At 63.1% G+C, this 23,409-nt stretch carries 25 protein-coding genes, 1 tRNA gene and 1 pseudogene; 15 read left to right on the top strand and 12 right to left on the bottom strand.

Features of this window, described 5'->3' with window-relative positions; translation table 11 throughout:
• The first annotated feature begins 37 nt into the window (after positions 1-37).
• From leuD to leuB, 5 genes are all read left to right on the top strand, one after another.
• The gene (gene leuD, locus I2H38_RS06490) at positions 38-640 is read left to right on the top strand and encodes a 3-isopropylmalate dehydratase small subunit (RefSeq protein WP_196271002.1); all 603 of its coding nucleotides are present in this window, start codon (positions 38-40) and stop codon (positions 638-640) included.
• Between the two features lie 240 nt (positions 641-880).
• On the top strand, positions 881-2,071 hold the full coding sequence (locus tag I2H38_RS06485) for a lytic murein transglycosylase (protein ID WP_196271001.1): 1,191 nt from the start codon (positions 881-883) through the stop codon (positions 2,069-2,071).
• Between the two features lie 45 nt (positions 2,072-2,116).
• On the top strand, positions 2,117-2,650 hold the full coding sequence (locus I2H38_RS06480; protein WP_196271000.1) for a hypothetical protein: 534 nt from the start codon (positions 2,117-2,119) through the stop codon (positions 2,648-2,650).
• A gap of 72 nt (positions 2,651-2,722) precedes the next feature.
• A complete protein-coding gene (locus tag I2H38_RS06475) occupies positions 2,723-3,349 on the top strand; it encodes a LysE family translocator (protein WP_196270999.1) in 627 nt (208 codons plus the stop codon).
• Between the two features lie 177 nt (positions 3,350-3,526).
• Complete coding sequence (leuB, locus tag I2H38_RS06470) at positions 3,527-4,633, top strand: 3-isopropylmalate dehydrogenase (RefSeq protein WP_196270998.1); 1,107 nt, start codon at positions 3,527-3,529, stop codon at positions 4,631-4,633.
• A 47-nt stretch (positions 4,634-4,680) separates the two neighbouring features.
• Here the strand turns inward: leuB and I2H38_RS06465 are convergent, their stop codons facing one another.
• Both I2H38_RS06465 and I2H38_RS06460 read right to left on the bottom strand, forming a co-directional pair.
• Positions 4,681-4,959 (bottom strand): hypothetical protein, encoded by a 279-nt coding sequence (locus I2H38_RS06465; protein WP_196270997.1) that lies wholly within the window; start codon positions 4,957-4,959, stop codon positions 4,681-4,683.
• Positions 4,960-5,009: 50 nt separating this feature from the next.
• Positions 5,010-5,342, bottom strand: coding sequence for a hypothetical protein (locus tag I2H38_RS06460; protein ID WP_196270996.1), 333 nt, complete (start codon positions 5,340-5,342; stop codon positions 5,010-5,012).
• A 127-nt stretch (positions 5,343-5,469) separates the two neighbouring features.
• On the opposite strand from I2H38_RS06460, the gene I2H38_RS06455 reads away from it, so the two are divergent.
• Positions 5,470-6,594: a sulfite oxidase gene (locus I2H38_RS06455; protein WP_196270995.1), complete on the top strand. Its 1,125-nt coding sequence runs from the start codon at positions 5,470-5,472 to the stop codon at positions 6,592-6,594.
• Here the strand turns inward: I2H38_RS06455 and I2H38_RS06450 are convergent.
• The gene (locus I2H38_RS06450; RefSeq protein ID WP_196270994.1) at positions 6,572-7,363 is read right to left on the bottom strand and encodes a hypothetical protein; all 792 of its coding nucleotides are present in this window, start codon (positions 7,361-7,363) and stop codon (positions 6,572-6,574) included. The two genes, I2H38_RS06455 and I2H38_RS06450, sit on opposite strands and share 23 nt — an antisense overlap.
• Before the next feature lie 145 nt (positions 7,364-7,508).
• Here I2H38_RS06450 and I2H38_RS06445 point away from each other — a divergent pair, with 145 nt between their 5' ends.
• A complete protein-coding gene (locus I2H38_RS06445) occupies positions 7,509-7,991 on the top strand; it encodes a GNAT family N-acetyltransferase (protein ID WP_196270993.1) in 483 nt (160 codons plus the stop codon).
• Positions 7,992-8,253: 262 nt separating this feature from the next.
• Positions 8,254-9,285, top strand: coding sequence for an aspartate-semialdehyde dehydrogenase (locus tag I2H38_RS06440; protein WP_196270992.1), 1,032 nt, complete (start codon positions 8,254-8,256; stop codon positions 9,283-9,285).
• An 87-nt stretch (positions 9,286-9,372) separates the two neighbouring features.
• Here the strand turns inward: I2H38_RS06440 and I2H38_RS06435 are convergent, their stop codons facing one another.
• Both I2H38_RS06435 and I2H38_RS06430 read right to left on the bottom strand, forming a co-directional pair.
• Complete coding sequence (locus tag I2H38_RS06435; protein ID WP_196270991.1) at positions 9,373-10,053, bottom strand: carbonic anhydrase; 681 nt, start codon at positions 10,051-10,053, stop codon at positions 9,373-9,375.
• Between the two features lie 248 nt (positions 10,054-10,301).
• Positions 10,302-10,514, bottom strand: a complete 213-nt coding sequence (locus tag I2H38_RS06430; RefSeq protein WP_196270990.1) for a hypothetical protein — start codon at positions 10,512-10,514, stop codon at positions 10,302-10,304.
• A gap of 185 nt (positions 10,515-10,699) precedes the next feature.
• Here I2H38_RS06430 and I2H38_RS06425 point away from each other — a divergent pair, with 185 nt between their 5' ends.
• Both I2H38_RS06425 and I2H38_RS06420 read left to right on the top strand, forming a co-directional pair.
• A complete protein-coding gene (locus tag I2H38_RS06425) occupies positions 10,700-11,332 on the top strand; it encodes a LysE family translocator (protein ID WP_196270989.1) in 633 nt (210 codons plus the stop codon).
• Positions 11,333-11,422: 90 nt separating this feature from the next.
• The gene (locus I2H38_RS06420) at positions 11,423-11,833 is read left to right on the top strand and encodes a VOC family protein (protein WP_196270988.1); all 411 of its coding nucleotides are present in this window, start codon (positions 11,423-11,425) and stop codon (positions 11,831-11,833) included.
• Positions 11,834-11,850: 17 nt separating this feature from the next.
• Here the strand turns inward: I2H38_RS06420 and I2H38_RS06415 are convergent, their stop codons facing one another.
• Positions 11,851-12,807 (bottom strand): threonine/serine dehydratase, encoded by a 957-nt coding sequence (locus tag I2H38_RS06415; protein ID WP_229426608.1) that lies wholly within the window; start codon positions 12,805-12,807, stop codon positions 11,851-11,853.
• A 105-nt stretch (positions 12,808-12,912) separates the two neighbouring features.
• Positions 12,913-13,575, bottom strand: a pseudogene (locus I2H38_RS20670) (DUF429 domain-containing protein); the annotation flags it as partial.
• A gap of 84 nt (positions 13,576-13,659) precedes the next feature.
• Here I2H38_RS20670 and I2H38_RS06410 point away from each other — a divergent pair.
• Positions 13,660-14,550: an HpcH/HpaI aldolase/citrate lyase family protein gene (locus I2H38_RS06410; RefSeq protein WP_196270987.1), complete on the top strand. Its 891-nt coding sequence runs from the start codon at positions 13,660-13,662 to the stop codon at positions 14,548-14,550.
• 52 nt (positions 14,551-14,602) lie between these two features.
• Here the strand turns inward: I2H38_RS06410 and I2H38_RS06405 are convergent, their stop codons facing one another.
• The 4 genes from I2H38_RS06405 to I2H38_RS06390 form a co-directional block, all read right to left on the bottom strand.
• Entirely contained in the window at positions 14,603-14,809 is a 207-nt protein-coding gene (locus I2H38_RS06405; protein WP_196270986.1) for a Trm112 family protein, read from the bottom strand.
• Positions 14,810-14,820: 11 nt separating this feature from the next.
• Entirely contained in the window at positions 14,821-15,492 is a 672-nt protein-coding gene (locus I2H38_RS06400; protein ID WP_196270985.1) for an LON peptidase substrate-binding domain-containing protein, read from the bottom strand.
• 27 nt (positions 15,493-15,519) lie between these two features.
• On the bottom strand, positions 15,520-16,425 hold the full coding sequence (trxA, locus tag I2H38_RS06395; RefSeq protein WP_196270984.1) for a thioredoxin: 906 nt from the start codon (positions 16,423-16,425) through the stop codon (positions 15,520-15,522).
• Between the two features lie 156 nt (positions 16,426-16,581).
• Positions 16,582-17,109, bottom strand: coding sequence for a prolyl-tRNA synthetase associated domain-containing protein (locus tag I2H38_RS06390; RefSeq protein ID WP_196270983.1), 528 nt, complete (start codon positions 17,107-17,109; stop codon positions 16,582-16,584).
• Between the two features lie 150 nt (positions 17,110-17,259).
• Between I2H38_RS06390 and I2H38_RS06385 the strand changes: the two genes are divergently transcribed.
• The 4 genes from I2H38_RS06385 to I2H38_RS06370 all read left to right on the top strand — a co-directional run bounded on the left by I2H38_RS06385 (position 17,260) and on the right by I2H38_RS06370 (position 22,545).
• Positions 17,260-17,334, top strand: a tRNA-Gly gene (locus I2H38_RS06385).
• Between the two features lie 853 nt (positions 17,335-18,187).
• Positions 18,188-19,828, top strand: coding sequence for a methyl-accepting chemotaxis protein (locus tag I2H38_RS06380; protein WP_196270982.1), 1,641 nt, complete (start codon positions 18,188-18,190; stop codon positions 19,826-19,828).
• A 262-nt stretch (positions 19,829-20,090) separates the two neighbouring features.
• Complete coding sequence (locus I2H38_RS06375; protein WP_196270981.1) at positions 20,091-20,690, top strand: calcium-binding protein; 600 nt, start codon at positions 20,091-20,093, stop codon at positions 20,688-20,690.
• 73 nt (positions 20,691-20,763) lie between these two features.
• Complete coding sequence (locus tag I2H38_RS06370) at positions 20,764-22,545, top strand: ABC transporter ATP-binding protein (RefSeq protein ID WP_196270980.1); 1,782 nt, start codon at positions 20,764-20,766, stop codon at positions 22,543-22,545.
• A 30-nt stretch (positions 22,546-22,575) separates the two neighbouring features.
• On the opposite strand, the gene I2H38_RS06365 is transcribed toward I2H38_RS06370, so the two are convergent.
• Positions 22,576-23,298: a fused DSP-PTPase phosphatase/NAD kinase-like protein gene (locus I2H38_RS06365; RefSeq protein WP_196270979.1), complete on the bottom strand. Its 723-nt coding sequence runs from the start codon at positions 23,296-23,298 to the stop codon at positions 22,576-22,578.
• Positions 23,299-23,409: the final 111 nt, after the last annotated feature.

The following is a 23,409-nucleotide window of genomic DNA, read 5'->3' as shown; positions in this document are numbered from 1 at the left end:
CGATGACGGCAAGTTCCCGCGAAAGGGATTGAGGGTTATGGACAAGTTCACTGTGTTGGAGAGCGTCGCGGCGCCGCTGCGGATCATCAATATCGACACCGATATGATCATTCCGAAGCAGTACCTGAAGACGATCAAGCGCACGGGGCTTGGCACCGGCCTGTTCTCCGAGATGCGCTATCGCGAGGACGGTTCGGAGAACCCGGATTTCGTGCTGAATCAGCCGGCCTATCGCAACGCGAAGATCCTCGTCGCGGGCGACAATTTCGGCTGCGGCTCGTCGCGTGAGCATGCTCCGTGGGCGCTGCTCGATTTCGGCATCCGCTGCGTGATCTCCACGAGCTTCGCCGACATTTTCTACAACAACTGCTTCCAGAACGGCATTCTGCCGATCCAGGTCTCGCCTGAGGATCTGGATAAGCTCTTCGACGACGCCGATCGCGGCGCGAACGCGACGCTCACCATCGATCTCGAAAACCAGGAAATCCGTGGCCCCGATGGCGGCTCGGTCAAGTTCGACATCGACCCGTTCCGCAAGCATTGCATGCTCAACGGCCTCGATGGCATCGGCCTGACCATGGAAAAGGCTGCCTCCATCGACACCTACGAGAAGAAGCTGTCCGAGCGCGCCTGGGCTTGAGGCGCCCTGTCATCCTCGCGCCCACACCTCTCCCTCAGGGAGAGGTCGGACCTTTAGGTCCGGGTGAGGGTTACAGATATCCGGAAAGGGCGCACCGCCTTACCCTCGCTGCGCTCGACCTCTCCCCGCCGGGGAGAGGTAAGTGTCCGGCAGCCTTGAGGCTTGCAGGACGCGATGAAGAATGGACGCAGTCGCTGCCGGTTGCCCTATATTAACCAAATTCCCCGCACACTCGGGGACATGATTCGTAATCTTGCCCCCGCGATTCTCGCTCTTGCCGGGCTGGCTGCCGCGACGCCGGTATCCGCCCAGGCCGATTTCCGCTCGTGCCTGTCGGGCCTGCGCAGCCAGGCCGCTGCCAAGGGCATCTCGGGCCAGGCTTTCGATGTCGCTACCCGGGGCATCGCGCCGGACATGCAGATCCTCGAACTCATGGACAATCAGCCGGAGTTCAAGACGCCAATCTGGGATTATCTCGCCGCTCTTGTGGACGATGAGCGGGTGCAGGACGGGAAGGCCGCCATGCGCCAATGGGGCCAGGCGCTGGCGTCGGCGGAAGCCCGTTTCGGCGTCGATCGCCACGTGATCGCGGGTGTGTGGGGCGTCGAATCCAATTTCGGTAAGGATATCGGCGGGCGGCCACTCGTGCAGTCGCTCTCGACGCTTGCCTGCTACGCGCCGCGCCGCCGCGAGTACTTTACCGGCGAGCTGATGGCGACCCTCAAGATCGTGCAGGACGGTGACATCGATCCGGCGAACTTGCGCGGCTCGTGGGCGGGAGCCTTCGGTCATACCCAGTTCATGCCCTCCACCTTCCAACGCCTCGCGGTCGACGGCGACGGGGACGGGCATCGCGACATCATGACGTCGGTGCCCGATGCGGTCCATTCCACCGCCAACTTCCTCAAGAAGGCGGGCTGGGAAAACGGCCTGCCCTGGGGCTATGAGGTGCGTCTGCCGGCGAGCTTCAGCGCCAACCTCGCCGGTCGCAAGAACAAGCGCCCGCTGGCCTCCTGGGCCGCCATGGGCGTCACCCGCATCGACGGGCGTCCGCTCTCAGGCGATTATGCCGCCGGCATCATCGTCCCGGCGGGCGTGGACGGTCCGGCCTTCATCGTCACCAAGAATTTCGACGCGGTCTATTCCTACAACGCCGCCGAATCCTACGGCCTCGCCATCGCGCTCCTCGGCGACCGGATGAAGGGCCTGCCCGGCATCCGCACGGCCTGGCCGACCGACGATCCGCCGTTGTCGCGCGCCCAGCGCCGCGAGCTGCAACACCTGCTGACGTCTCGCGGTTACGATGTCGGCGAGCCGGACGGCAAGATCGGCCAGAAAACCCGCGAAGCGATCAAGGACGTGGAGCGCCGCATCGGCCTCGAACCACGCGGACGTCCTGGCGGCAAGGTGCTGGAAGCGTTGCGCGGATAGTCAGGAAAACCGCGCTTTGTCGCGGATTCAGCTTGCAAAATCAAAGTGTTCGGAGACGATATTCCTGCCGCGGACGTTGGTTCGGTTGGAGGATTGCCGATGAAACTGTTGAGGTTCGCCACGGCGCTCGGGATCTTGGCCATCGGTTCGTCCAGCGTATGGGCCAAGTCCCGGATGGAGTGGGGAACGACTTTCGATGAGAGTATAGCCGGCCTGTATTACGCCGAGCCCGAGAGTGACGAGGGCGATCTCTGGATCTCGTGCGATGCGAAGACAGGTGTGATCGACATTTATCCACCCGCGACGATCAAAGGTCTAAAGGCCGGGGAAAAAGGTTCGATCGTCCTCTCCAGCCCCGGAGGCAGCGCAACCATTGAAGGGGTGGTGTTCCTCTCCGAGCTGTACGAGACGCTACAAATCAGCGGACCGCCAAAAAGCGCGGATGATCTCATCGCCGTCTTTCGTGGGAGCGGTCGGCTCCACATTGCGGTACCCGGAAAGCGCTACTCGATTCCCCTCAACGGCCAAGCCCGGAAGGCCTTCGCCGTGTTCCGGCAGCAATGCTCGTCGCTGAAATGACATCGCATCTCACATCGTAGTCGAGCGCCGTCCGCCATGGCGCCGAGAGCTGTGTGAGTTTAAGGTCCGAGAATGTCCTGGAACACCTTTCTCCTGTTCGCCCCAGCCTGCTTCGCGATCAATCTCGCCTTCGGGCCCAACAACCTGCTGTCGCTGACCTACGGCATGCGAAGCGGCGTGCGCGTTGCGGCCGTCGCGGCGCTTGGCCGTCTTGTCGCCTTCGCACTGATGATCTTTCTTGCCGCCATCGGCCTGGGGGCGGTTCTCGCGGCGTCCGAACAGGCCTTCTCGGTCGTGAAATGGGCGGGCGCGGCCTATCTCGTCTGGCTCGGCGTCAAGATCCTGCGGGCGAGCGGCAAGGGTGAGGCGGTGGCGCGGGATACGTTCTCCCGCCAGCCGCTCGCGACCCTTGTCGCGCAGGAATTCTGGACGGCGATCGGCAATCCGAAAGCCATTCTGGTCTTCACCGCCTTCTTTCCGCAATTCATCGATCTGAACGCTTATGGCGCAAGCTTTGCGGTGATGGGCGCGACCTTTCTGCTCCTCGAGATCGTCGCGATCGTTCTCTATGCCCTGCTCGGTCGGCGCTTGGGCTCGTTCGCCCGCACGGGGCGGACCTTGACCTGGTTCAACCGCGTGTCGGGCTCCACGATGGTCGCGTTCGGCGTCGCCCTCGCATTCGCACGCCGTCCTGCGTAAGACGGGGCGGATTTTATCTAGTCCTTTGCGCTCCCCCTAACGGACGACGCGACAATCCCTTGCCAAGCGTAGCCTGTCGCGCCTAAACCCTCCCTGTCCTGGTTGGCCTTGAGGCCAGCCCTTCATTTTCTTTCGCGCCGAGCGCAAAGCCGACGCTTCAGCGATCAGGGATTCATCATGGCAACGCACAAGCTTCTCCTTCTCCCCGGTGACGGCATCGGCCCGGAGGTCATGCGCGAGGTCGAGAAGCTTGTTCGCTGGTTCAACGCCCGCGGCCTCGGCTTCGAGACCGAGACGGATCTCGTCGGCGGCGCGGCTTATGACGCCCACAAAGTGTCGATCTCCGAAGATGCGATGAAGCGCGCGCAAGCGGCCGATGCGGTGCTGTTCGGCGCGGTCGGCGGCGCGAAATGGGACAACGTGCCTTACGCGGTTCGCCCCGAAGCCGGTCTGCTGCGCCTGCGCAAGGATCTCGGCCTCTTCGCCAATTTGCGCCCGGCCATCTGCTATCCGGCGCTTGCGGACTCGTCGTCCCTCAAGCGCGAGGTGGTGGAAGGGCTCGACATCATGATCGTGCGCGAACTCACCGGCGGCGTCTATTTCGGCGAGCCGAAGGAGCTGGTGACGCTGGAGGACGGCTCGCAGCGCGCGGTCGATACGCAGCTCTACACCACGGGCGAAATCGAGCGCATCACGCGCGTCGCCTTCGACCTTGCCAAGAAGCGCCGCAACAAGGTGTCCTCGGCCGAGAAGAGCAACGTCATGAAGACCGGCGTGCTCTGGCGTCAGGTGGTGTCGAAGATCCACAAGGCGGAATTCGCCGATGTGCAGCTCGAGCATGTGCTGGCGGATAACTGCGCCATGCAGCTCGTGCGGAACCCGAAGCAGTTCGACGTGATCGTCACCGACAATCTGTTCGGCGATATTCTCTCCGACATCGCGGCGATGCTGACCGGTTCGCTCGGCATGTTGCCGTCCGCCTCGCTCGGCGCGGTCGATCCGGTGACCGGCAGCCGCAAGGCGCTCTACGAGCCGGTCCACGGCTCCGCGCCCGACATCGCGGGCAAGGGCCTTGCCAATCCGCTCGCCATGATCGGGTCGTTCGGGATGGCGCTTCGTTATTCCTTCGGCCTCCTCGACGAGGCGGACCTGCTCGACAAGGCCACCGCCAACGTGCTGGCCTCCGGCACGCGCACGAAGGACATCGCACCTCCCGGCACGAACGCCGTCGGCACCCAGGAGCTGGGCGACGCGATCGTGAAGGAGCTGAACGCTCTCTCCTAAAAAGAGAAAAGCCCCGGACATCCTCCGGGGCTTTTTTTATGTCCCGGCTAGTAACCGGGTGAGCGGCACCGATAACCGACCGGGCATTGCGCCGAGTTCGCCGTCGGGACCCAGGCCGGCTCCAGAACCTGATCGAGCTCGCAGGAATTCAGGCTGCTGACATAGCGGTCATACGTGCCCGGCCCGGTGCTCAAGACAGCCGCCCCCTCGGATGCGACCATGTGGGCCGCCTCTTCGCAGGTCATCGTGAGCGTCGACGCTTGCTGCGCCAACACGCTCGAGGCGAAGAACGCGAGTGCCGCGGCGAGCGACATCGTTCTCATCATGATTTCCCTCCCGGAACAGGATCAGGACAAGGGTTGGCGTTACGTCATGCTCAACGGAGCGACCCGGTAAAGTCGATCGGGCCGAAGGGGTTGCGGGCTCCGACATAGGGCCCGTTCGTGATGGGATCGGGTAGCACCCCTTGGCCGAAACGCTCGCGTTGCTGGGCATAGGGCGGGCTCAGCAGATAGGCCTGCGTCTGCCCATACCCGCTGACGCCGGGATAGAGTGAATCGACGGGCACCATCGTTCCGGGATTGAGATAAGAGCGGGGCGTGACCCTCAGCACGAGGGGACGTTCCCGGCGAGGTTGGGCTTCCGCGGCGACAGAAAGGGCCGTCATCGCGGCCAGCGAAGCCAAACCCAAGACAAGAGAGCGACGCATTTCAAGACCTCCAGCATTCGTGAGGTGTCGTCCTCCGCCGCGGCGCCATTCGGTATCAGCGCATTGTGAAGACAAGGCTGCTTCGTATAATTTGTTCCGCTGCCAAGCAGAGGTGAGGACGGTGCGAATGGGTGATCAACCCGGTAATGAAGTGCGGCTTCCAGAGAAGGATCGCCTCACCCTTTTGGGCGAGAAGCCGCTCGTGGCCGAGACACCCGCGGAGCTTCTCGACGACGACACGACTCCGATCCAAAGGTTTTTCATCCGCAACAACGGTCTCCTGCCGGAGCTGGCGACGGAGCCGGATGCGTGGAGCCTCACCATCAACGGTGAGGTGGAGCGCGCGCTTCGGCTGACGCTGGCCGAATTGAAGAGCCATTTCCCGGTCAAGACGTTGCGCATGGTGCTCGAATGCGGCGGCAACGGCCGCTCGTTCTTTACGCCGCGCGCGGTGGGCAATCCGTGGACCCATGGCGGCATCGGCTGCGCCGAATGGACCGGTGTTTCACTTGGCGACGTGCTGCGTCGCGCGGGCCTGAAGGACACCGGCCTCCACACCGCCCATTACGGCGCGGACCCCGATTCCTCCGGCGATCCCGACCGCCCGGCGATCTCGCGCGGCATGCCGATCGCCAAGGCGCTGGAGGAGCACACGCTTCTGGCCTGGGCCATGAACGGCGAGCCATTGCCGTTCTATCACGGCGGCCCGCTGCGCCTCGTCGTGCCTGGTTGGCCGGGGTCGTTGAGCCAGAAATGGCTGAAGCGGATCTGGGTCCGCGACCGGGAGCATGACGGCCCGGGGATGATGGGCTTGTCCTATCGGGTGCCGGTGCATCCGATTCCGCCGGGCGCTGCGGCCAATGACGTCGAACTCCGGGTCCTCGAATCGATGCCGGTGCGGAGCATCATCTCCACGCCCGCCGATGGCAGTGTCTATCCCGCAGGCACGCGGGCCATCACGGTGCGCGGCGCGGCCTGGGCCGGTGACGACGCGGTGGCGCGGGTCGATCTCTCCGTCGATGGCGGAACGACCTGGATCGCGGCGGCGATGCAGCCTCCGCGCAACCGCTACGATTGGGTGCGCTGGACCGCGACGCTCCGGTTGCCGGGCGACGGCTACTACGAAATTTCCGCGCGCGCGACGGATGCGCAAGGCCGCGCCCAGCCCGTCCGCCCCACCAACTGGAACCCGAACGGCTACGGGTGCAACGTCATGCACCAGGTCGTGGTTACGGTCGGCCCTGCGCCTTGACGCCGATCGAGGCGGTTCTCGCGGCCGGCGAACAGGCTTCCAGGCGATTGCGCTCGGCCCGGGCGAACAAGGCCTTCAGCGCCGGATAGTCGCTGCCGGCAAACGAGATCTTGTCGATGAAGCAGGTGAGCTGGGTGTCGTCCACCGCCGTGACGCTCGCCGCCCCGCAGAACCAACCGTGGAAGCCGAACCCGGCCTCCGCATCCGCGAATCGGAAGGCTTGGCAATTCTGTTCCGTCGTGGCGGCCAGCGTCACGGCGGCGGCTTCGACGGGCCCGAATTTCGTCGGCACCATCCGGCTCTGGGTGTTGCGCGCCACGGACAAGCCCGCCTCGGCGGCGCGACGGGCGAGATCGACGAAGAAGCTTCGCGCCGGTTCGGTGAAGCCGTGCATGAGGCTGATCCGGGCATAGCGGGCTTCGCCGAGCGTGCCGAGACTGAGCGTGTCCTCGCGCCCGCCGCTGGTATGCTGGCGCGCTTCGACTGTTGCGGGACCGAGGGACTTGTCGAGGCCGTAGAGGGCAGGGGAGGCGGGAATCGGCTTCCAGATCGGCGCGGGCGCGATCAGGACCGAAGGCGCGATCGTCTTGGGATCGCCGGCTTCCGCCTCCCGCTCGTCGCGTTGCGCCAGATAGGCGAGACCGGCAACCGTCAGAGAGGACAGAATCGCCATCCGCAGCCACGGCATCGGCTTGCGCCGACGCGGAAGAGGCCGCTCGTCGAGCAGGTCGTCCTCGTCCAGATCGGCATAGGTGGCCTTGGGCATCACGCTTGAACATCCCGCGCTGGCAATTTCGTGTGGGATTGTTCTACCGTAGCGCTGGCGCAGCTTCGAAAGCTTTCGCTAAGCAACGTGAATCGAACGTTACTGTCCGCCGGAAGACCTTAACGAGAAACCTTAACGAGCCCATCCGATGTCCCAGCCCCACATCCGCCTCGCCACCCCGGAGGATACGCCCGACGTCGCAGCGATGGTTCGCGCGGTGGACCTGCACTATGTCGGCCCGGATGTGGCCCAGCCCATCGAGCCGACGCGCGCCATGGTTGAGCAATCGATGCGGGAAGCGGAAGGGACGCGCTATGCCCTGGCCTATCTGGACGGGCGCGCTGTCGGTCTTGCCTGTTTTGCGATGCTGAGACCCGGCTTCAAACTCACAGGGCTGCTTTTCGTGAAGGAGCTGTTCGTCGAAAGCGACGCGCGCGGCCGAGCCATCGGCGCGGCTTTGATGCACTGGCTCGCGGAATACGCCCGCGCCCACGGCGTCACCCGCATCGATCTGACCACCGATGGCGGCAATCGGGGCGCGCAGGCGTTCTATGAGCGGCTCGGGGCCGACAGAATGGACAAGGTGTTCTACCGCTTCAATCTCTCGACCGACGTGCTGACGGGCGATTGAAAAGGGCTCAAACCGAAGAGAGCGCTTGACGACGGCTGACCTTTGGTGTGTTTCTGCTGCACCGAGCCCGAACCGGGTCTTCGGATGGACGATGGCAATGACGCTGCTCACGCACACGACGAGCAAAACGAAAACCGTCATGACGACCGTGAAAACGGTCGAGTAGCCTCGTCGTCCCCGGTCCTCTCTCCCGTCGGGGCGAGAGGCGACACCCGAAAAGGGTTCTTATATCTCCGGGGAGAGCGATAACAGGAGAAGTCCAATGGGTTACAAGGTCGCTGTCGTCGGCGCGACGGGCAATGTGGGCCGCGAGATGCTCAACATCCTCGCCGAGCGCGCTTTTCCGGCCGATGAGGTGGTGGCGCTGGCCTCCCGCCGCAGCCAGGGTGTCGAGATTTCCTACGGCGACAAGACGCTGAAGGCGAAGACGCTCGATACCTACGACTTTTCCGATGTCGATCTTTGCCTGATGTCGGCCGGCGGCGAGATTTCCAAGGAATGGTCGCCCAAGATCGCAGCGCAAGGCGCGGTGGTGATCGATAACTCGTCCGCCTGGCGCTACGACCCGGAGGTGCCGCTGGTGGTGCCGGAGGTCAACGCCGAAGCGGTGCGCCAGATGAAGAAGGGCATCATCGCCAACCCGAACTGCTCCACGGCGCAGCTTGTCGTCGCATTGAAGCCCTTGCACGATCACGCCACCATCAAGCGCGTCGTCGTTGCGACCTATCAGTCGGTTTCCGGCGCGGGCAAGGACGGCATCGACGAGCTCGACCGCCAGACCAAGGCGCTCTACTCGCTCCAGGATGTGGTCGAGAAGAAGTTTCCCAAGCGCATCGCCTTCAACCTGATCCCCCAGATCGACGTGTTCATGGAGGACGGGTACACGAAGGAGGAGTGGAAGATGATGGCGGAGACCAAGAAGATCCTGGACCCCAAGATCAAGCTCACCGCCACTTGCGTGCGCGTGCCGGTCTTCATCAGCCATTCGGAAGCGGTGAACGTGGAATTCGAGAAGCCGATTACGGCGGACGAGGCGCGCCAGATCCTGCGCTCGGCACCCGGCGTCATGGTGATCGATAAGCACGAGCCCGGCGGTTACATCACCCCGCATGAGGCTGCCGGCGAGGACGCGACCTACATCTCCCGCATCCGCGAGGACATCACGGTCGAAAACGGCCTCTCGTTCTGGTGCGTCTCCGACAACCTGCGTAAGGGTGCGGCGCTCAACGCCATCCAGATCGCCGAAGCGATGGTCAATCGCGGCTTGCTGCCGTCGAAGAAAAAGGCGGCCTGAGGCTTCCTGCCTTCGTCTCCGTATTCGTCATGGCCGGGCTTGTCCCGGCCATTTCAATTTGAAGCGCACCGGATTTGATCCAGCGCCCTAAAGCGGACCGGCTTCGCGGGCGCTGAACATCGAAACACGCTCCGGCATGTCCTCCACCGCCGGTTTGAATGCACCGGTTTCCGGGTCGCGGATCATCAACACGCCGGTCGCGACGCCGAAATAGGCGCCGTGGAGCTGAAGCTTGCCGCGTTCCGTGAGGATGCGGACGCATGGAAATGTCATCAGGTTCTTCAGGCTGTTCTCGATGGCGGCGAGTTCGAGCCGGGCCTGATACTCGGCCGCGTCGCCCGTGCGCGGGCCGATCTTTTCGGCGGCGGGCGCGATCAGGTTCATCCAGCGGCCGATGAAATCGCCGGGCGAGAGCGGAGCGCTGTCGTCGGCGAAGGCGCGGATGCCGCCGCAGCGGGCATGTCCCATCACGACGATGTGCTTCACGCGCAGGGCCTGCACGGCGAATTCCAGCGCGGCGCTGGTGCCGTGATAATCGCCCCCGGTCTCGTAAGGCGGCACGAGGTTCGCCACGTTGCGGACCACGAACAGCTCTCCGGGGCTCGCGTCGAAAATCACCTCCGGCGAGACGCGGCTGTCGCAGCAGCCCACCACCATGATTTCCGGCGATTGGCCGCGCTCGGCAAGCGATTCATAGCGTCCCTTCTCACGGGCGAAACGTTCGTCGAGGAAGCTGCGATAGCCTTCGGTCAGGCGGTCTGGAAACATGGCTGTCTCTTTCACTGGCTTGCGTCCCTTCACTAGGCCGATGCGGGGCTTATGCGCAACTTTTCCTCGATCACGCGCGGGTTCACGTGAAAAGCATCGGGTGCCGCCGAAATGGACGCACTCAGGAATATATGCAAAAGCAGATTGCGAATTTTATACCAATTTAAGTTGACGTAACATGGGGCTAACGTATGGGCCGTCTGATACTCCAATTCCTGGGCGCAGTATTCTGCCTGCTTTTCGGCCTTCTATTGGGCGCCATCTCCCAGGATTTGCCGCGCAGCGAGGTCTTGGCCCTCGTCACAAAACGCGTCGAACAACCTTCCGCCCCCTTTCTCTGCCGCCTCGACCAGCATGGGAACTTGCGGGGCCAGCTCCAAGACATCGGGATTGAGCCTGATCAATTCGACGAAATCAGGACGTTGGATGGCGAGAACATGCTCGTTGCCTTTGATGGTCACGAAATGACCGCCGTGAGATTTACGACATTCAAGTACCAGCTTCCGGCGGGAGGGTGTGTCCGATTGCTGAAGTAGATACCGCAGGCCTCATCGGGCGATACTTGAATTCCTCCGCTCGCGGCTGTCATGAACTTTCCCCCCGGGCGGGGCCATGCGATGAAGGCGGCGGTCGAGGAGAAATGCTCATGGTTGAAATGACGACAGCCATCGCCTTCGGGCTCGTCGCCCTGGGCATGGTTCTGACCCCCGGCCCGAACATGATCTACCTGATTTCCCGCTCGATCTGCCAAGGGCGCATGGCCGGGCTGGTCTCGCTCGGCGGCGTGGCGCTCGGATTTCTGTTTTACATGCTGTGCGCGGCTTTGGGCATCACGTCCCTCATCTTCGCCGTGCCTTATGCCTATGACGCCCTTCGCCTGACCGGCGCGGCCTATCTCCTCTATCTTGCCTGGCAGGCCCTGAAGCCGAACGGGCGCTCGCCCTTCCAGGTGCGGGAACTGCCGCGGGACAGCCACGCCAAGCTTTTCACCATGGGCCTGGTGACGAACCTGCTGAACCCGAAGGCCGCGATGCTCTATCTGTCGCTCCTGCCGCAATTCATCGACCCGTCGAAGGGGAACGTGCTGGCCCAATCCCTCGTGCTCGGATCCACGCAGATCGCCATCAGCCTGTCCGTCAACGCCCTGATCGCGATCACGGCGGGAACGATCGCGGCCTTTCTGGCGCGTAATCCCCGCTGGATCACGGTCCAGCGCTGGCTCATGGGCACGGTCCTCGGTGGGCTCGCTGTGCAGATGGCGGTCGAGGCGAAGAAGTAGGGCAGGCTAAGGGTCGCGTCAGGCAGCTGCGGTTTTATTGCCCAGCCTTGTCGGCTGCGGGCATACTCGTTCGTCTTCAAGGAATCCACGATGCAGATGAATCCCTATCTGATCTTCAACGGCCGGTGCGAAGAGGCATTCAAGTTCTACGCGAAATGCCTCGGCGGCGAGATCGTCGCCATGATCCCGCATCGCGGGACGCCAGCGGCCGACCATGTGCCGCCGGAATCGCTCGACACAATCCTTCATGCGCGCCTCGTTGCCGGCGGCAATGTCTTGATGGGATCCGACGCCTCGCCGGATCGTTACGAGGGAACGAAAGGCTTCTCCGTGTCGATCAACACCGAAGATCCGAGCGAGGCGGAACGCGTCTTTCACGCGCTGGCCGAAAACGGAGCGGTGCGGATGCCGATGCAGGAAACCTTCTGGGCCGTCCGTTTCGGCATGCTCGTCGACCAATTCGGCATCCCGTGGATGGTGAATTGCGAGAAGCCGGCCTGATCCGTCGAATCGCAATCTCAAGCGAGGCTTTGCACCACGCTGTCGAGCTTTGCGAGCTCCACATTCGCGCCGCAGAGAAGCACGCCGACCCGCTCGCCGGGTTTGGGCTTGTAAGCGCCTGAGGTGAGCGCGGCGAGTGCCGTTGCGCCGCCCGGTTCGGTGGCGATGCGCCAATCGCGCCAGAGTTGGGCTTGCGCCTGGCGGATCGCCTCGTCCGTGACGAGCGCGACGTGGTCCACGCTGTTGCCGCAGATCGAATAGACGAGGTCGCCCGTATTGCGCGCGCCGAGCGAATCGGCGGCGATGGAATCGACGTCCACATCGACGGGCTTTCCGGCTTCGAGGGCGGCATGGAGAGCGCGCGAGCCTTCGGGCTCGACGCCGACCACTTTCACGCGCCCCGCCCACCAGCTCGCGACGCCGCTGATCAGCCCGCCGCCGCCGACCGCGATGAGAACCGTGTCGAGGGGCGCGGCATCCGCTTCCCATTCGAGCGCGACCGTGCCCTGACCGGCGATGGTGGCATCCGCATCGAACGGATGAATGCGCAGCGCCCCGCTCTCGGCCACGTAACGGTCGCAGGCGGCTTGCGCATCCGCATAACGCGCGCCGCCGATCACCACGTCGGCCCCATGGGAGCGAATGACCGCGATTTTCGCGGGGCTTGAGATTTCCGGCACGAAGATGCGGGCTTTCAACCCAAGCTGCTTGGCCGCGTAGGCCACCGCCGCCCCGTGATTGCCGCCGGATGCCGCGGCGACGCCTGCGGCGGGCACGGGCTTCGACAACAGCGTATTGAACGCGCCCCGCGTCTTGAACGAGCCCGCATGCTGCAGAAATTCAAGCTTCAGGCTCACCGGTCCGTCATGGCCGAACGCGCCGGGCAGGGTCCAGGACGGGGTGCGGCGGACATGTGGGGCGATGCGAGCGTGGGCGGCTTCGATATGGGCGCGGGTGATGGCAGCGTTTGTCAAGGTCTTGGGCAATCCAGGCTTCGAGGGTTGAGAGGATGAGATGCGGTCAACCTCGAAGCTCCAAATAGCAGCAGGCAAACCGAATTCATCAAACTCGGGAGGGTTTGGGTAAGGCTTACCTCGTCCGGCGGCTATTTGCTCGGCAACAACCAAAGCCGCCAGTGCATCAAGCAGGTCATCCGTTTTTGCGCCACGCGGCGGCATTGAATCGGTTGTTAGATTTGGGATGCCAGCGCTGCGTAGCAGCGCACGGCGTATTTCAATACCAGATTGCGTTCTCTTCGTCTCAGAGAGAGAACGTTCTTCGTTCATCGTCCAAAATGCAAGCTCCGGATGAACCTCGTATACACGCTCACAAACATCCGGGCGTTCCCGGAGCAATGAATCGATTTGCCGAATCCGTGGGAAGATGGCTTTCGCGACAGGTGACGGAGCGAACGGTTGGAGGCCTGAGCGAGCCAGACTAATCGCGGAAGTGTAATCTTCAGCATAGATGACTGGCCGGGTGGACGTGGGGAAAACGGCATTCCGAAGCGATCCGAGTAACGGGCGTACCATCTCCTCGGCCTTTCGCCCCAGTCTGCCGACCTCCTTGGGAAGGCCAATCGGCATGTCCACCGCAATGACGATTGGAGCCTCGTCACACGCGATCAATGATATGAAGTCGGGCTCGATCCTAACTCTGATGTTTTCTGGAGAATCGAGGTCGCGCAAGACAACTATCCAGCCCCCTTTGCAACCGTCCACGCCGGCGATCCAACGCCCCATGATTCTTCTCCTGCCAGCTTGGTGCTGGCATAGAATCCCACTAAAGGTCGAGTTTATCGATACTTCTACCCCAGAGGTATTTCCATGATCCCCCTCCGTCCGCGCCGAAGCGCGCTCTACATGCCCGGTTCCAATGCCCGCGCCCTCGAGAAGGCCAGGACCCTTGCCGCCGATACTCTGATTTTCGATCTGGAGGACGCGGTCGCGCCCGAGATGAAGGCGGTGGCGCGCGAACAGGTGTGCGATGCGGTGAGGAGCGGCGACTATGGGTCGCGCGAGGTGGTGGTTCGGGTCAACGCCTTGGACACGCCTTGGGGCGAGGCCGACCTGATCGCCGCCGCGACCGCGGCGCCGGATGCGGTTCTCGTCCCAAAGGTGTCGTCGGCGGATGCGCTCGTGGCGGTCGGCACCCGCCTGCGGCGGCTCGGCGCGCCGGAGCGCACGCGGGTCTGGGCGATGATCGAGACGCCGCTCGCCATCCTCGACGCTGCTGCCATCGCAAGCGCCGCGCATGATGTGGATACGCGCCTGTCCTGCTTTGTCATGGGAACCAACGATCTCGCCAAGGACATGCGGACCCGCCTCGCGCCCGGACGCGCGACGATGCTGCCTTGGCTGATGACCGCGCTCGCCGCGGCGCGAGCCTATGGCATCGATATTCTCGACGGAGTCTACAACAGCCTCTCCGACGAGATCGGGCTTCGGGCCGAGTGCGAACAGGGCCGCGATTGCGGGTTCGACGGCAAGACCCTGATTCATCCCAACCAGATCGCGACGGCCAACGACGTGTTCGCGCCCTCCCATGCCGAGATTGATGCCGCCCGCGTGGTCATCGCCGCCTTCGAGCGGCCGGAGAACGCGGATAAGGGCGCGGTTGCCATCAATGGGCGCATGGTCGAGCGGCTTCACGCGGACATGGCGAAGCGGGTTCTGGCGTTGGCAGAGGCGATTCGGGAGCGGGAGGCGTCGGCTTAGCGGTCAGAGGGTAGCGCCGTTTCCCGGTTTGCCGCGGTCACGGGGCCGTCCCTCAATCGCTCAAAGGTCGCGCCTCTTCGGGCAGCATGATCGGGATGCCGTCGCGGATCGGATAGGCGAGCTTGGCCTGGCGGCTGATGAGTTCCTGGCGAACCGGGTCGTAATCGAGCGATTCCTTGGTCAGCGGGCAGACCAGAAGCTCCAGAAGCTTGGGGTCGATGCGGGTCGTCTCGACGGGGTGCGGAGCATCCTCGGTCATGGGTTTCATTCCTATTGCATCGTGGTGTCGGACGCCGCGCCGCCGCGGGCGAGCTCGATTTCGGTCAGCGCGATCAACACTTCGGCGCGCTTCTTGAGATTGGGAGCTTCGAGCAACGCCTGCTTCTCGCGCACGCCGAAGGGGCTCATCATGCAAAGGGCGTTGACGAGGGCCTCGTTCGGCGCTTCCTCGATGCCGCGCCAATCGACGCGCACATCCGCCGCCTCGACGAAGTCACGCAGCGCCTTCACCACGCCCGCGCGATCGACTTCGTTCTCGCCGGCGCGAGCGGTGAAATCGGCTGCGAACGGCTCGAAGGTCACGCGGCATTGGCGATAAAGCGTCGCCGCCGGTGTGTCCTGCTCGATGCGAAAGCGCGAGATGCCGACGAGCGTGATCAGGTAACGCCCGTCCCCGGTTTCCGCGAACTGGGTGATCCGGCCCGCGCAGCCCACATGGTAGAGCTTGGGCGCCAGCGCCGTGCCGCCGCCATCCGCATCCGGTTGCACCATGCCGATGACGCGGTCGCCGCGCAGCGCATCATCGACCATCGCCAGATAGCGCGGCTCGAAAATGTTGAGCGGAATCTGGCCGCGCGGCAGCAGGAGCGCACCCGGAAGAGGGAAGACCGGAATGACCGTCGGGCAATCCCCTGGCCCTCGGTAAACCGCGTTCATTCCCATTCCGATCTCCCAAGCGGTGGAGTGCTGTCACGCAAACAGGATCGAGGAGAGTCTCCGGCGTCCTGCGAGGGTCATCTCATCCATCGGGCCCCAGGCCTCGAAGAACTGGACGAGCTGCTTGCGCGCGCCGTCTTCGTTCCAATTGCGGTCGCGGCGGACGATTTCAAGGAGCTGATCGAGCGCTTCTTCACGCTTGCCGCGCGCGTTGAGCGCCACGGCGAGATCGAAGCGCGCCTGATGGTCGAGCGGGTTCGCCTCGACCTTGCGCACAAGGTCCGCCACGTCGCCGAGCGATTCGGCCTGCTCGGCGAGTTCGATGGCGGCGCGCGCGCCCAGGATCGCCGGGTCATTCGCCTTGGCCGCGGGCGTGGCGTCGAGCAGACGCTTCGCGCCTTCGAGGTCACCCACGTCCACATGCAGCTTCGCCATCGCCGCGAGGGCGGTCACATTCTCAGGTTCCTGCGCAAGCACGGCGGCGTAAAGCTCGGCCGCAGCACCCGCATCGCCATTCTCGGCGGCCTGTGCCGCCTCGGCCATCAGCTCGTCGGTGGCGGTCGGGCCGAGGGGGCCGACAAGGCGCTCGATGAAGGCCTTGATCTGGCTCTCCGGCAGCGCACCCATGAAGCCATCGACCGGCTGGCCGCGCTGGAAGGCGAAGACGGCGGGAATCGACTGTACCCCAAGCTGGCCCGCGATCTGCGGATGCTCGTCGATGTTCATTTTGACGAGCTTCACCTTGCCGCCGGCGTCACGCACCGCCTTTTCGATAACGGGGGTGAGCTGCTTGCACGGGCCGCACCAGGGCGCCCAGAAATCGACCAGCACGGGCTGCTTCATCGATTCGTTCAGCACGTCCTGACGGAACGTGGCCGTCGTCGTGTCCTTCACCAGATCGTTGGGAGAAGTCCCGGGAGAGGGGGTGTCGGCGAGCATGCGATCCTCGAATGCAATCGTGAAGGAAGGGTCCGTCCCTGGAGCATTTTTTTCCGCAAAAGTCGGTCCCGTTTTGCGAAATGAAAATGCGCCAAAAGAAGATAAGCTAGAGCCTGTTCCAATTTTGTTGGATTGGAACAGGCTCTAGATGGGAACTCAATGGTCGTCTGACAATTCTTGCGGCGGCTCGGGCAGACGCAGAATCAGCGGGTCGTGACCGGTGGAGTGCAGGAACCGCAGCAGATCCTCCCGCGACACGCCGGTCGTCATGGAATTGACGAGGGGGTGAAAGTTCACCCGCTCATGCTCCATCAGATTGGCGTCGAGAATCACCGTGACCTGGCGCTGCGTGTCGTTAGCCACCGCAAACGGCGTCACCGAGCCGGGCTCGACGCCGAGAATCGCGCGAAGCTGATCGGCGGACCCGAAGGACAGGCGGCCCGACGCACCAATCGCCTCGTGTGCGCGCTTCAGGTCGATGGGCGTCTCGTGCTTGGCGGTGATCAGGAAGAGGCGGCCCTTCTTATCCTTGACGAACAGGTTCTTCGAATGGGCTCCCGGAATCCGCTCCTTGACCGGGCGCGATTCGGCCACTGTGAAGACCGGTTCGTGCTCGACCGTCTCGGCCGGGATGCCGAGTTCGGCCAGGCGATCCAGAAGGGCTTGCGGAGAAAGGTGGGCCACGGTGCTGAAAACTCCAGATGACAATGGCTTCTAACGATCCGGCATCCGTCCCTCAAGCTTTCGTCGAAAAAGTTCTGCGGGACCCTCTTGCAATGTGAATCGATTTGGGGCACATCAGCGGCCTCGCAACGGCGCAGCGCGCCGCGGAGCGCGGGTGTAGCTCAGGGGTAGAGCACAACCTTGCCAAGGTTGGGGTCGAGGGTTCGAATCCCTTCGCCCGCTCCAATTTCTCCCTATTTGATTAGGGTTTCGGCAGGCGGCCTTCGGGCCGCCTTCGTCGTTTTTGGACCTGTGTTTGGGATGCCCGAACCGCTCCAAGGCGGCACCGCGCCATTCGCACCGACGAACGATCCTCACTCCATGCCAGCGTAGGGTTTCCCGCATCCGGAACCGGTCTCGCACAGAACCGGCTTGATAGGAGCCGCCCAGGGACACCGGGATCCGTGGTCAACCGGATCCCCCTCGTGAGCGCTTCGTTCATCCAAATCCTGGGGCGGATCTCAGAATGGGACACACGGCATGTCCGTCCGCCACCTCATGCTGATGTGCATCAGCAAATTGCCGGTCTGACAGCAGCAATTGAAGAGTTTTTGGGCAACGATTACGGCAAGCGAGGCGCGTCGAGCGGTGAATTGGTGAGGGGGCCAATGTGCTGTCGTTCAACTGTCATAGACGTGACGTCACGATCTCTTCAGATCTGAACGGAAGGCGCGCAGCTGAACAATCTTTCAACGAAACAACAGTCGGCAACGGTTGTATACAAAATCTCGGAATTGATCCGTAATTCATCGCACCCAAGTTGTCTCGCGAACCGGAGATTTCCCCACTGCGCTTGTCCGTTGAATACCAGCGATCGTGGCCTTGCCATGGAGCTAATAGTGGGCAGTTGCGCTCAGAATAAGGTGGAATTGTTATATAACAATATTATAATTAATCGATTAAGTTACGAATAGGAAGATTTTCGAAATATAATTAATATTGTGTTTACTACCATGATTCACGTTCAGGGCGCCTGATTAATGTCGTGTCATGGGGGCGCGCGCTTCTTGCGGTGATGCAAGCAGGTTATCAAAAGACCATGCGTATTCTCAACAACCTCAAACTTCTCGTAAAACTCGCGATCCCTGTCGTCTTGATGATCGCCGTTACGATAGGACTCATCACTCTAGCCAGCCGCGGCCTCGATACACTTGCAGAGAACACACATGATCTCGCCGAGGTCACCGGGGCGCGCCTCAGACTTGTTCTTGAGACGAAAATCAATGTGAACGAGGCGAACAATCAGGCAAAAAATCTCATCATCGAGACAAATTCTGAGGAGATGGCGAGTTCCGAAAAGCGCTACCGGGAGGCCGAGCAAGCAGCCCTGAAAAGCCTCGATGGCCTCATCGCGCTTGCCGACACGCCGGAGCGGCGCGCCATGAACCAGGACCTGAAGCGGACCGTCGAGGAGTTCTTTGCGGTCATGGATAAGGCTGCGGCCCTGGCGTTGAAGAATGAGAACCAGGCGGCGTACAAGATCAGCAGCACTGAAGCACGCGCCCTGCGTAACAAGGTCCAACAGTTTCTGGACGAGCGGACGGAAGCGAGTGGAAAGGCCTTCGACGCGGCTAACGCGGATGCGGCGGCCTTGGCCTCATCGACGTCCAGGACGTTGATCATTGCCTCGGTGATCGGTCTGGTGCTCGCCGTCAGCCTGCTCGGGGCCATCGCTCTCGCTGGCATTGCGCGCCCGCTCGGCGACATCACCGGCGCCATGGGCCGCCTCGCCACAGGTGATCTCACCGTCAGCGTGACCGGTGCCGAGCGCAAGGACGAGGTCGGGCAATTGGCCCGCGCTCTCCAGGTCTTCAAGGACAACGCCATCGAGGCCCGCCGTCTTGAGGCAGAGCAGGCGGCCGAAAACGAGGCCAAGATGCGCCGGGCGTTGATCCTCGATGAGCTGACCCAGAAATTCGAAGCGAATGTCTCGAGCCTGACACAGGGCCTGGCGAGCGCCGCGACCGAGATGGAAGCCACCGCGCAATCCATGAGCTCGACGGCTCAGCAAACCAACAACCAGGCGGTCAACGTCGCCAGTGCTGCCGAGCAGACTTCGGCCAATGTCCAGACGGTCGCGGCGGCGACAGAGGAACTGTCGATCTCCGTCCAGGAAATTTCGAACCAGGTCTCCCACTCGATGACAATCGCGGGCACGGCGGTCGAGGAAGCAAAACGCACCGACGGCACCGTCAAGGCGCTTGCGGCCACGGCCGAGAAGATCAACAACGTGATCACGCTCATCAACAATATCGCCGGGCAGACCAATCTTCTGGCGCTGAACGCGACGATCGAGGCGGCCCGGGCCGGTGAGGCGGGCAAGGGCTTCGCCGTGGTCGCCTCCGAGGTCAAGGAACTGGCAGGTCAAACTGCAAAGGCCACGGACGAAATCGGTCAGCAGATCGCCAAGATCATCTCGGAGACGTCGAACATCTCGACCGGGATTGCGGCAGCCATCGAGGAACAGGGGGCCGCAACGAGAGAAATCGCCCGCAACGTGAGCGAGGCGGCGCGTGGCACCGAGCAGGTCACGTTGAACATCAGTGAAGTCAAGCGCGGGGCAGGCGAGACCGGTGCTGCCGCCTCTCAGGTGCTTGGAGCCGCACAGGAGCTTGCTCGCCATTCGAGTAACCTCAGCCGGGAGGTCCAGTCGTTTCTATCGGACGTCAAGGCTGCTTAACGAAATGGAGAAGGGCGGCAGCCATGTGCTGCTGCCCTTCACCCCCTATGACAATTTCTCGATGGTCCTCGGGCTTAACCACCCGCCCCCGCCGCTTGGTGGGTTTTTCGGTTGGGCCGGCTCTTCCAGGATCCCGATTTCACGACGATCCGGTCCCGCGCGAATGGCCGTTGCCGCTACCTTTGCGTGCATGACTGGACACAGGGAGGCATCTCTTCTATTCGTCGAGAAAATGTAACTTAGAAACATTTCGGGGGTTGCGATGGCGGTTCGGACAGCGGGAACGGTTGGATATGGCGGGCACGATCTCGACTCGCTGACCTTTGAGCCCAAGCAATACATCAGCAATGCGGCGAGTGACCGGATCATCGCGGGCAATGGCCCGAACGATCTTTACGGCAACAACGGCAACGACACGCTTTACGGCAAGGGCGGCGACGACCTTCTCTGCGGCGGGGCCGGACGGGATGTTCTCTACGGTGGCAAGGGCGCGGACTATTTCTTGTTCGACCGGGCTCCCGGCGGCAACAACATCGATCGCATCATGGACTTCTCTCATAAGCAGGGCGACAGGATCCTCCTGGCTTACAAGCATTTCAACGCGGTCGATCTCGTGCTGAAAACCGACACGTTCGGACGGACCGAGAAGGATGGCCGCCTCAATCTCCCGATCGGCCATCTGGCGGAGGAGCAGTTCCGCCTCGGCCCGACAGCGCTCTCGGAAAAAGATCGGATCATCTACGACCAGACGACCGGCACGCTCTCCTATGACCGGGACGGCAGCGGCGTCGAGGCGGCCGTGACGATTGCGACCCTCAAGGCCGGAACGGCCCTTTCCTGGTCGGATTTCCTTTTCTTCTGATCCCGAAAACCGCCCGCGGTTTGCCGCTCCACGATCCGCGTGCTACCCGAAGCCGCTCATCGTGGAGCGATACATGGCCCGCAAAAGCCTCTTCCGGGGCGATACCCTTCCCTTGATCCGCCGCCTGTGGCGGGACTGGATGCGTCCGCATGCCAAGACGCTGGCGATGGTGCTCGTGCTGGTCGTCCTCGTCTCCGGGGCGACGGGCCTGTACCCGGTCCTGATCAAGGAGGCGTTCGACGCCTTCTCCGCGAAAGACCAGACGGCGATTCTGCTGGGGCCGCTCTTCGTCATCGGGGTGACCTCGGTGAAGGGCTTTTCGCTCCTGGCGCTGACGATCCTCACCAACAAGGTCGTGACGCGGATCGAGGCGGATATGCAGACGTCCCTCTACGGCCACATGATCGAGGCGGATCTCGCCCAGATCGGCCGCGAGAGCCCCGCGGCCCTGACCCAGCGCTTCACCACCGACTTCCTGTTCATCAAGGAGGCGTTGACGCGCCTCTCGACGGTTTTCCTGCGCGAGGTCACCACGATCATCGCCCTGATCGGCGCGATGCTCTGGATCGACCCGGTCCTGACGCTCGTCGCAGGCGTCACCGTGCCTTTCATTGCCCATCCCATCGGGAAGATCGGCAAGAAGCTGCGGCGCGTGGCGATTTCGACCCAGGAGCAGACCGGCCAGATGGCAAGTCTCATCAGCGAGAGCCTCGCCGGCACGCGCATTGCCAAGACCTATGGGCTCGAGGGCTATCTCAAGGGCAAGGCGGCGCACACCTTCGACGAGGTGCGCAAGCTGAAGATGAAGGCGGCCAATGCGCGCGGGCGGCTTGACCCGCTGCTCGAAGCGGGCGGGGGCTTTGCCGTGGCGGCGGTGTTGGTGCTGATCGGCCAGCGCATCGTCTCCGGCGGCAGCACGGTCGGCGATTTCACCGGCTTCGTCAGCGCCCTCATCCTGGCAGCCCAGCCGATCCGCGCGCTCGGTAACCTCAACGCCATCGTGCAGGAGGCCGCCGCCGCCCTGCAGCGCACCTTCGCCGTCATGGACGAAGCGCCGCAGATCAAGGACAAGCCCGGCGCGCGGCCGCTCGTCGTGACCGGAGGCGAGATCCGCTTCTCGAATCTGGGCTTTTCCTATCGTGACGACGCGGTCGCGCTCGACGGCATCGATCTCGTCGCGGAGGCGGGCCGCACCACGGCTCTCGTCGGACGCTCCGGATCGGGCAAATCGACGCTCCTGTCCCTCGTGCCGCGTCTTTATGACGTCACCGAGGGGGCCGTTCTCGTGGATGGGCAGGACGTGCGCGACGTGAGCCTGAAGAGCCTGCGCGCCGCCATCGCCGTGGTCAGCCAGGACGTGGTCCTCTTCGACGACACGGTGCGGGCAAATATCGCCTTCGGACGGCCGGACGCGTCCGAGGAGGACATCATCGCGGCGGCGAAGGCGGCGGCCGCCCATGAGTTCATCATGAAGATGCCGGAAGGCTACGATTCCCTCGTCGGAACCGGCGGCGGGCGTCTGTCGGGCGGCGAGCGCCAACGCGTGTCGCTGGCCCGCGCCTTCCTTAAAGATGCGCCGATCCTGCTCCTCGACGAGGCGACGAGCGCCCTCGATTCGGAATCCGAGCGCCTCGTGCAGAACGCGGTGAAAAAGCTCATGCAGGGCCGCACGACGCTGGTGATTGCCCATCGGCTCTCCACCGTGCGCGATGCGAACCGGATCGTCGTGATGGAGGCGGGGCGGATTGTCGAGATGGGCTCGCACGAGACCCTGATTGCCGAGGCCGGCACTTATGCCCGCCTCCACCGGCTGCAGCTCTCGCACGACGCGGAGCCTGCGACGCCGGCCGCATGATCCGACCGAAAAGCCGGTTTTGGCTCAGGGCTATTCCCGCCGCATGATCCGGTCGACGAGGATGTTCGACCAGAAACCGGGGCGGAACTCCCGCTCCAGGGTTTCGGGATCGTATTCGGTTTCGACCCAGGTCAGGAACGGAATGCCCTTCGCCTCGCCGTTGCGGCGGTAGGACTCGAAAAACGCATCCAGAATGCCGGTCTTCGAGAACCGGAAATGGCCGTAGCGCACTGAGAGCTGGCTTAAGGCCTCATCGACTGTCTTGCCCTCGTGGACGATCAGATAGAGAGCCGCCACGAAACCGGCTCGATCCGCGCCCGATTTGCAGTGCAAGATGGCGGGATAGGCGATGTTGTCGAAAAAGTCCTTGGTCGTCAGCAGCGTTTCCCGGCTCGGGGCCTCGCGGGAGCGCACGATGAATTCGGCGAGATGCACGCCCAGCCTGTCGCAGGCCTCTTTCTGAAGCTGCCAGGATCCGTGCTCCCGGCCGCCGCGCAGATTGATGATGGTGCGCACGCCCTCGGCCTTCAGCCGCGCGATCTGGTAGGGCGCGGGTTGGGCCGAGCGCCAGAGGCGGTCGGAAACCCGGTGCTTGTTGAGATAGACGAGGCGAAACACGCCGTGATCGACCAAAAGCATGTTCGCCCACGCGCGAACGCGACCGGCGCTGCCCTCGACGGGTTTGTCCCATCGGGCGATCCGGGCCATGCGCCGCGCATAGCGGACTTCAGGTTTGAGGAACCTGTTGATCACGTCGGTCCAATTGCGAGAGTTCGTGCAAGCGTCAGGCTCTCGAGCCTTTGCGACGCACTTATCGACGATAGGCGAGGATTAATCAATGTTTCACGAAAGCCGGTGACGCGG

The sequence above is a fragment of the Microvirga alba genome, assembly GCF_015694465.1.
GTDB classification, from domain to species: Bacteria; Pseudomonadota; Alphaproteobacteria; order Rhizobiales; family Beijerinckiaceae; genus Microvirga; species Microvirga alba.
This window is presented reverse-complemented; position numbering and strand designations above follow the sequence as displayed.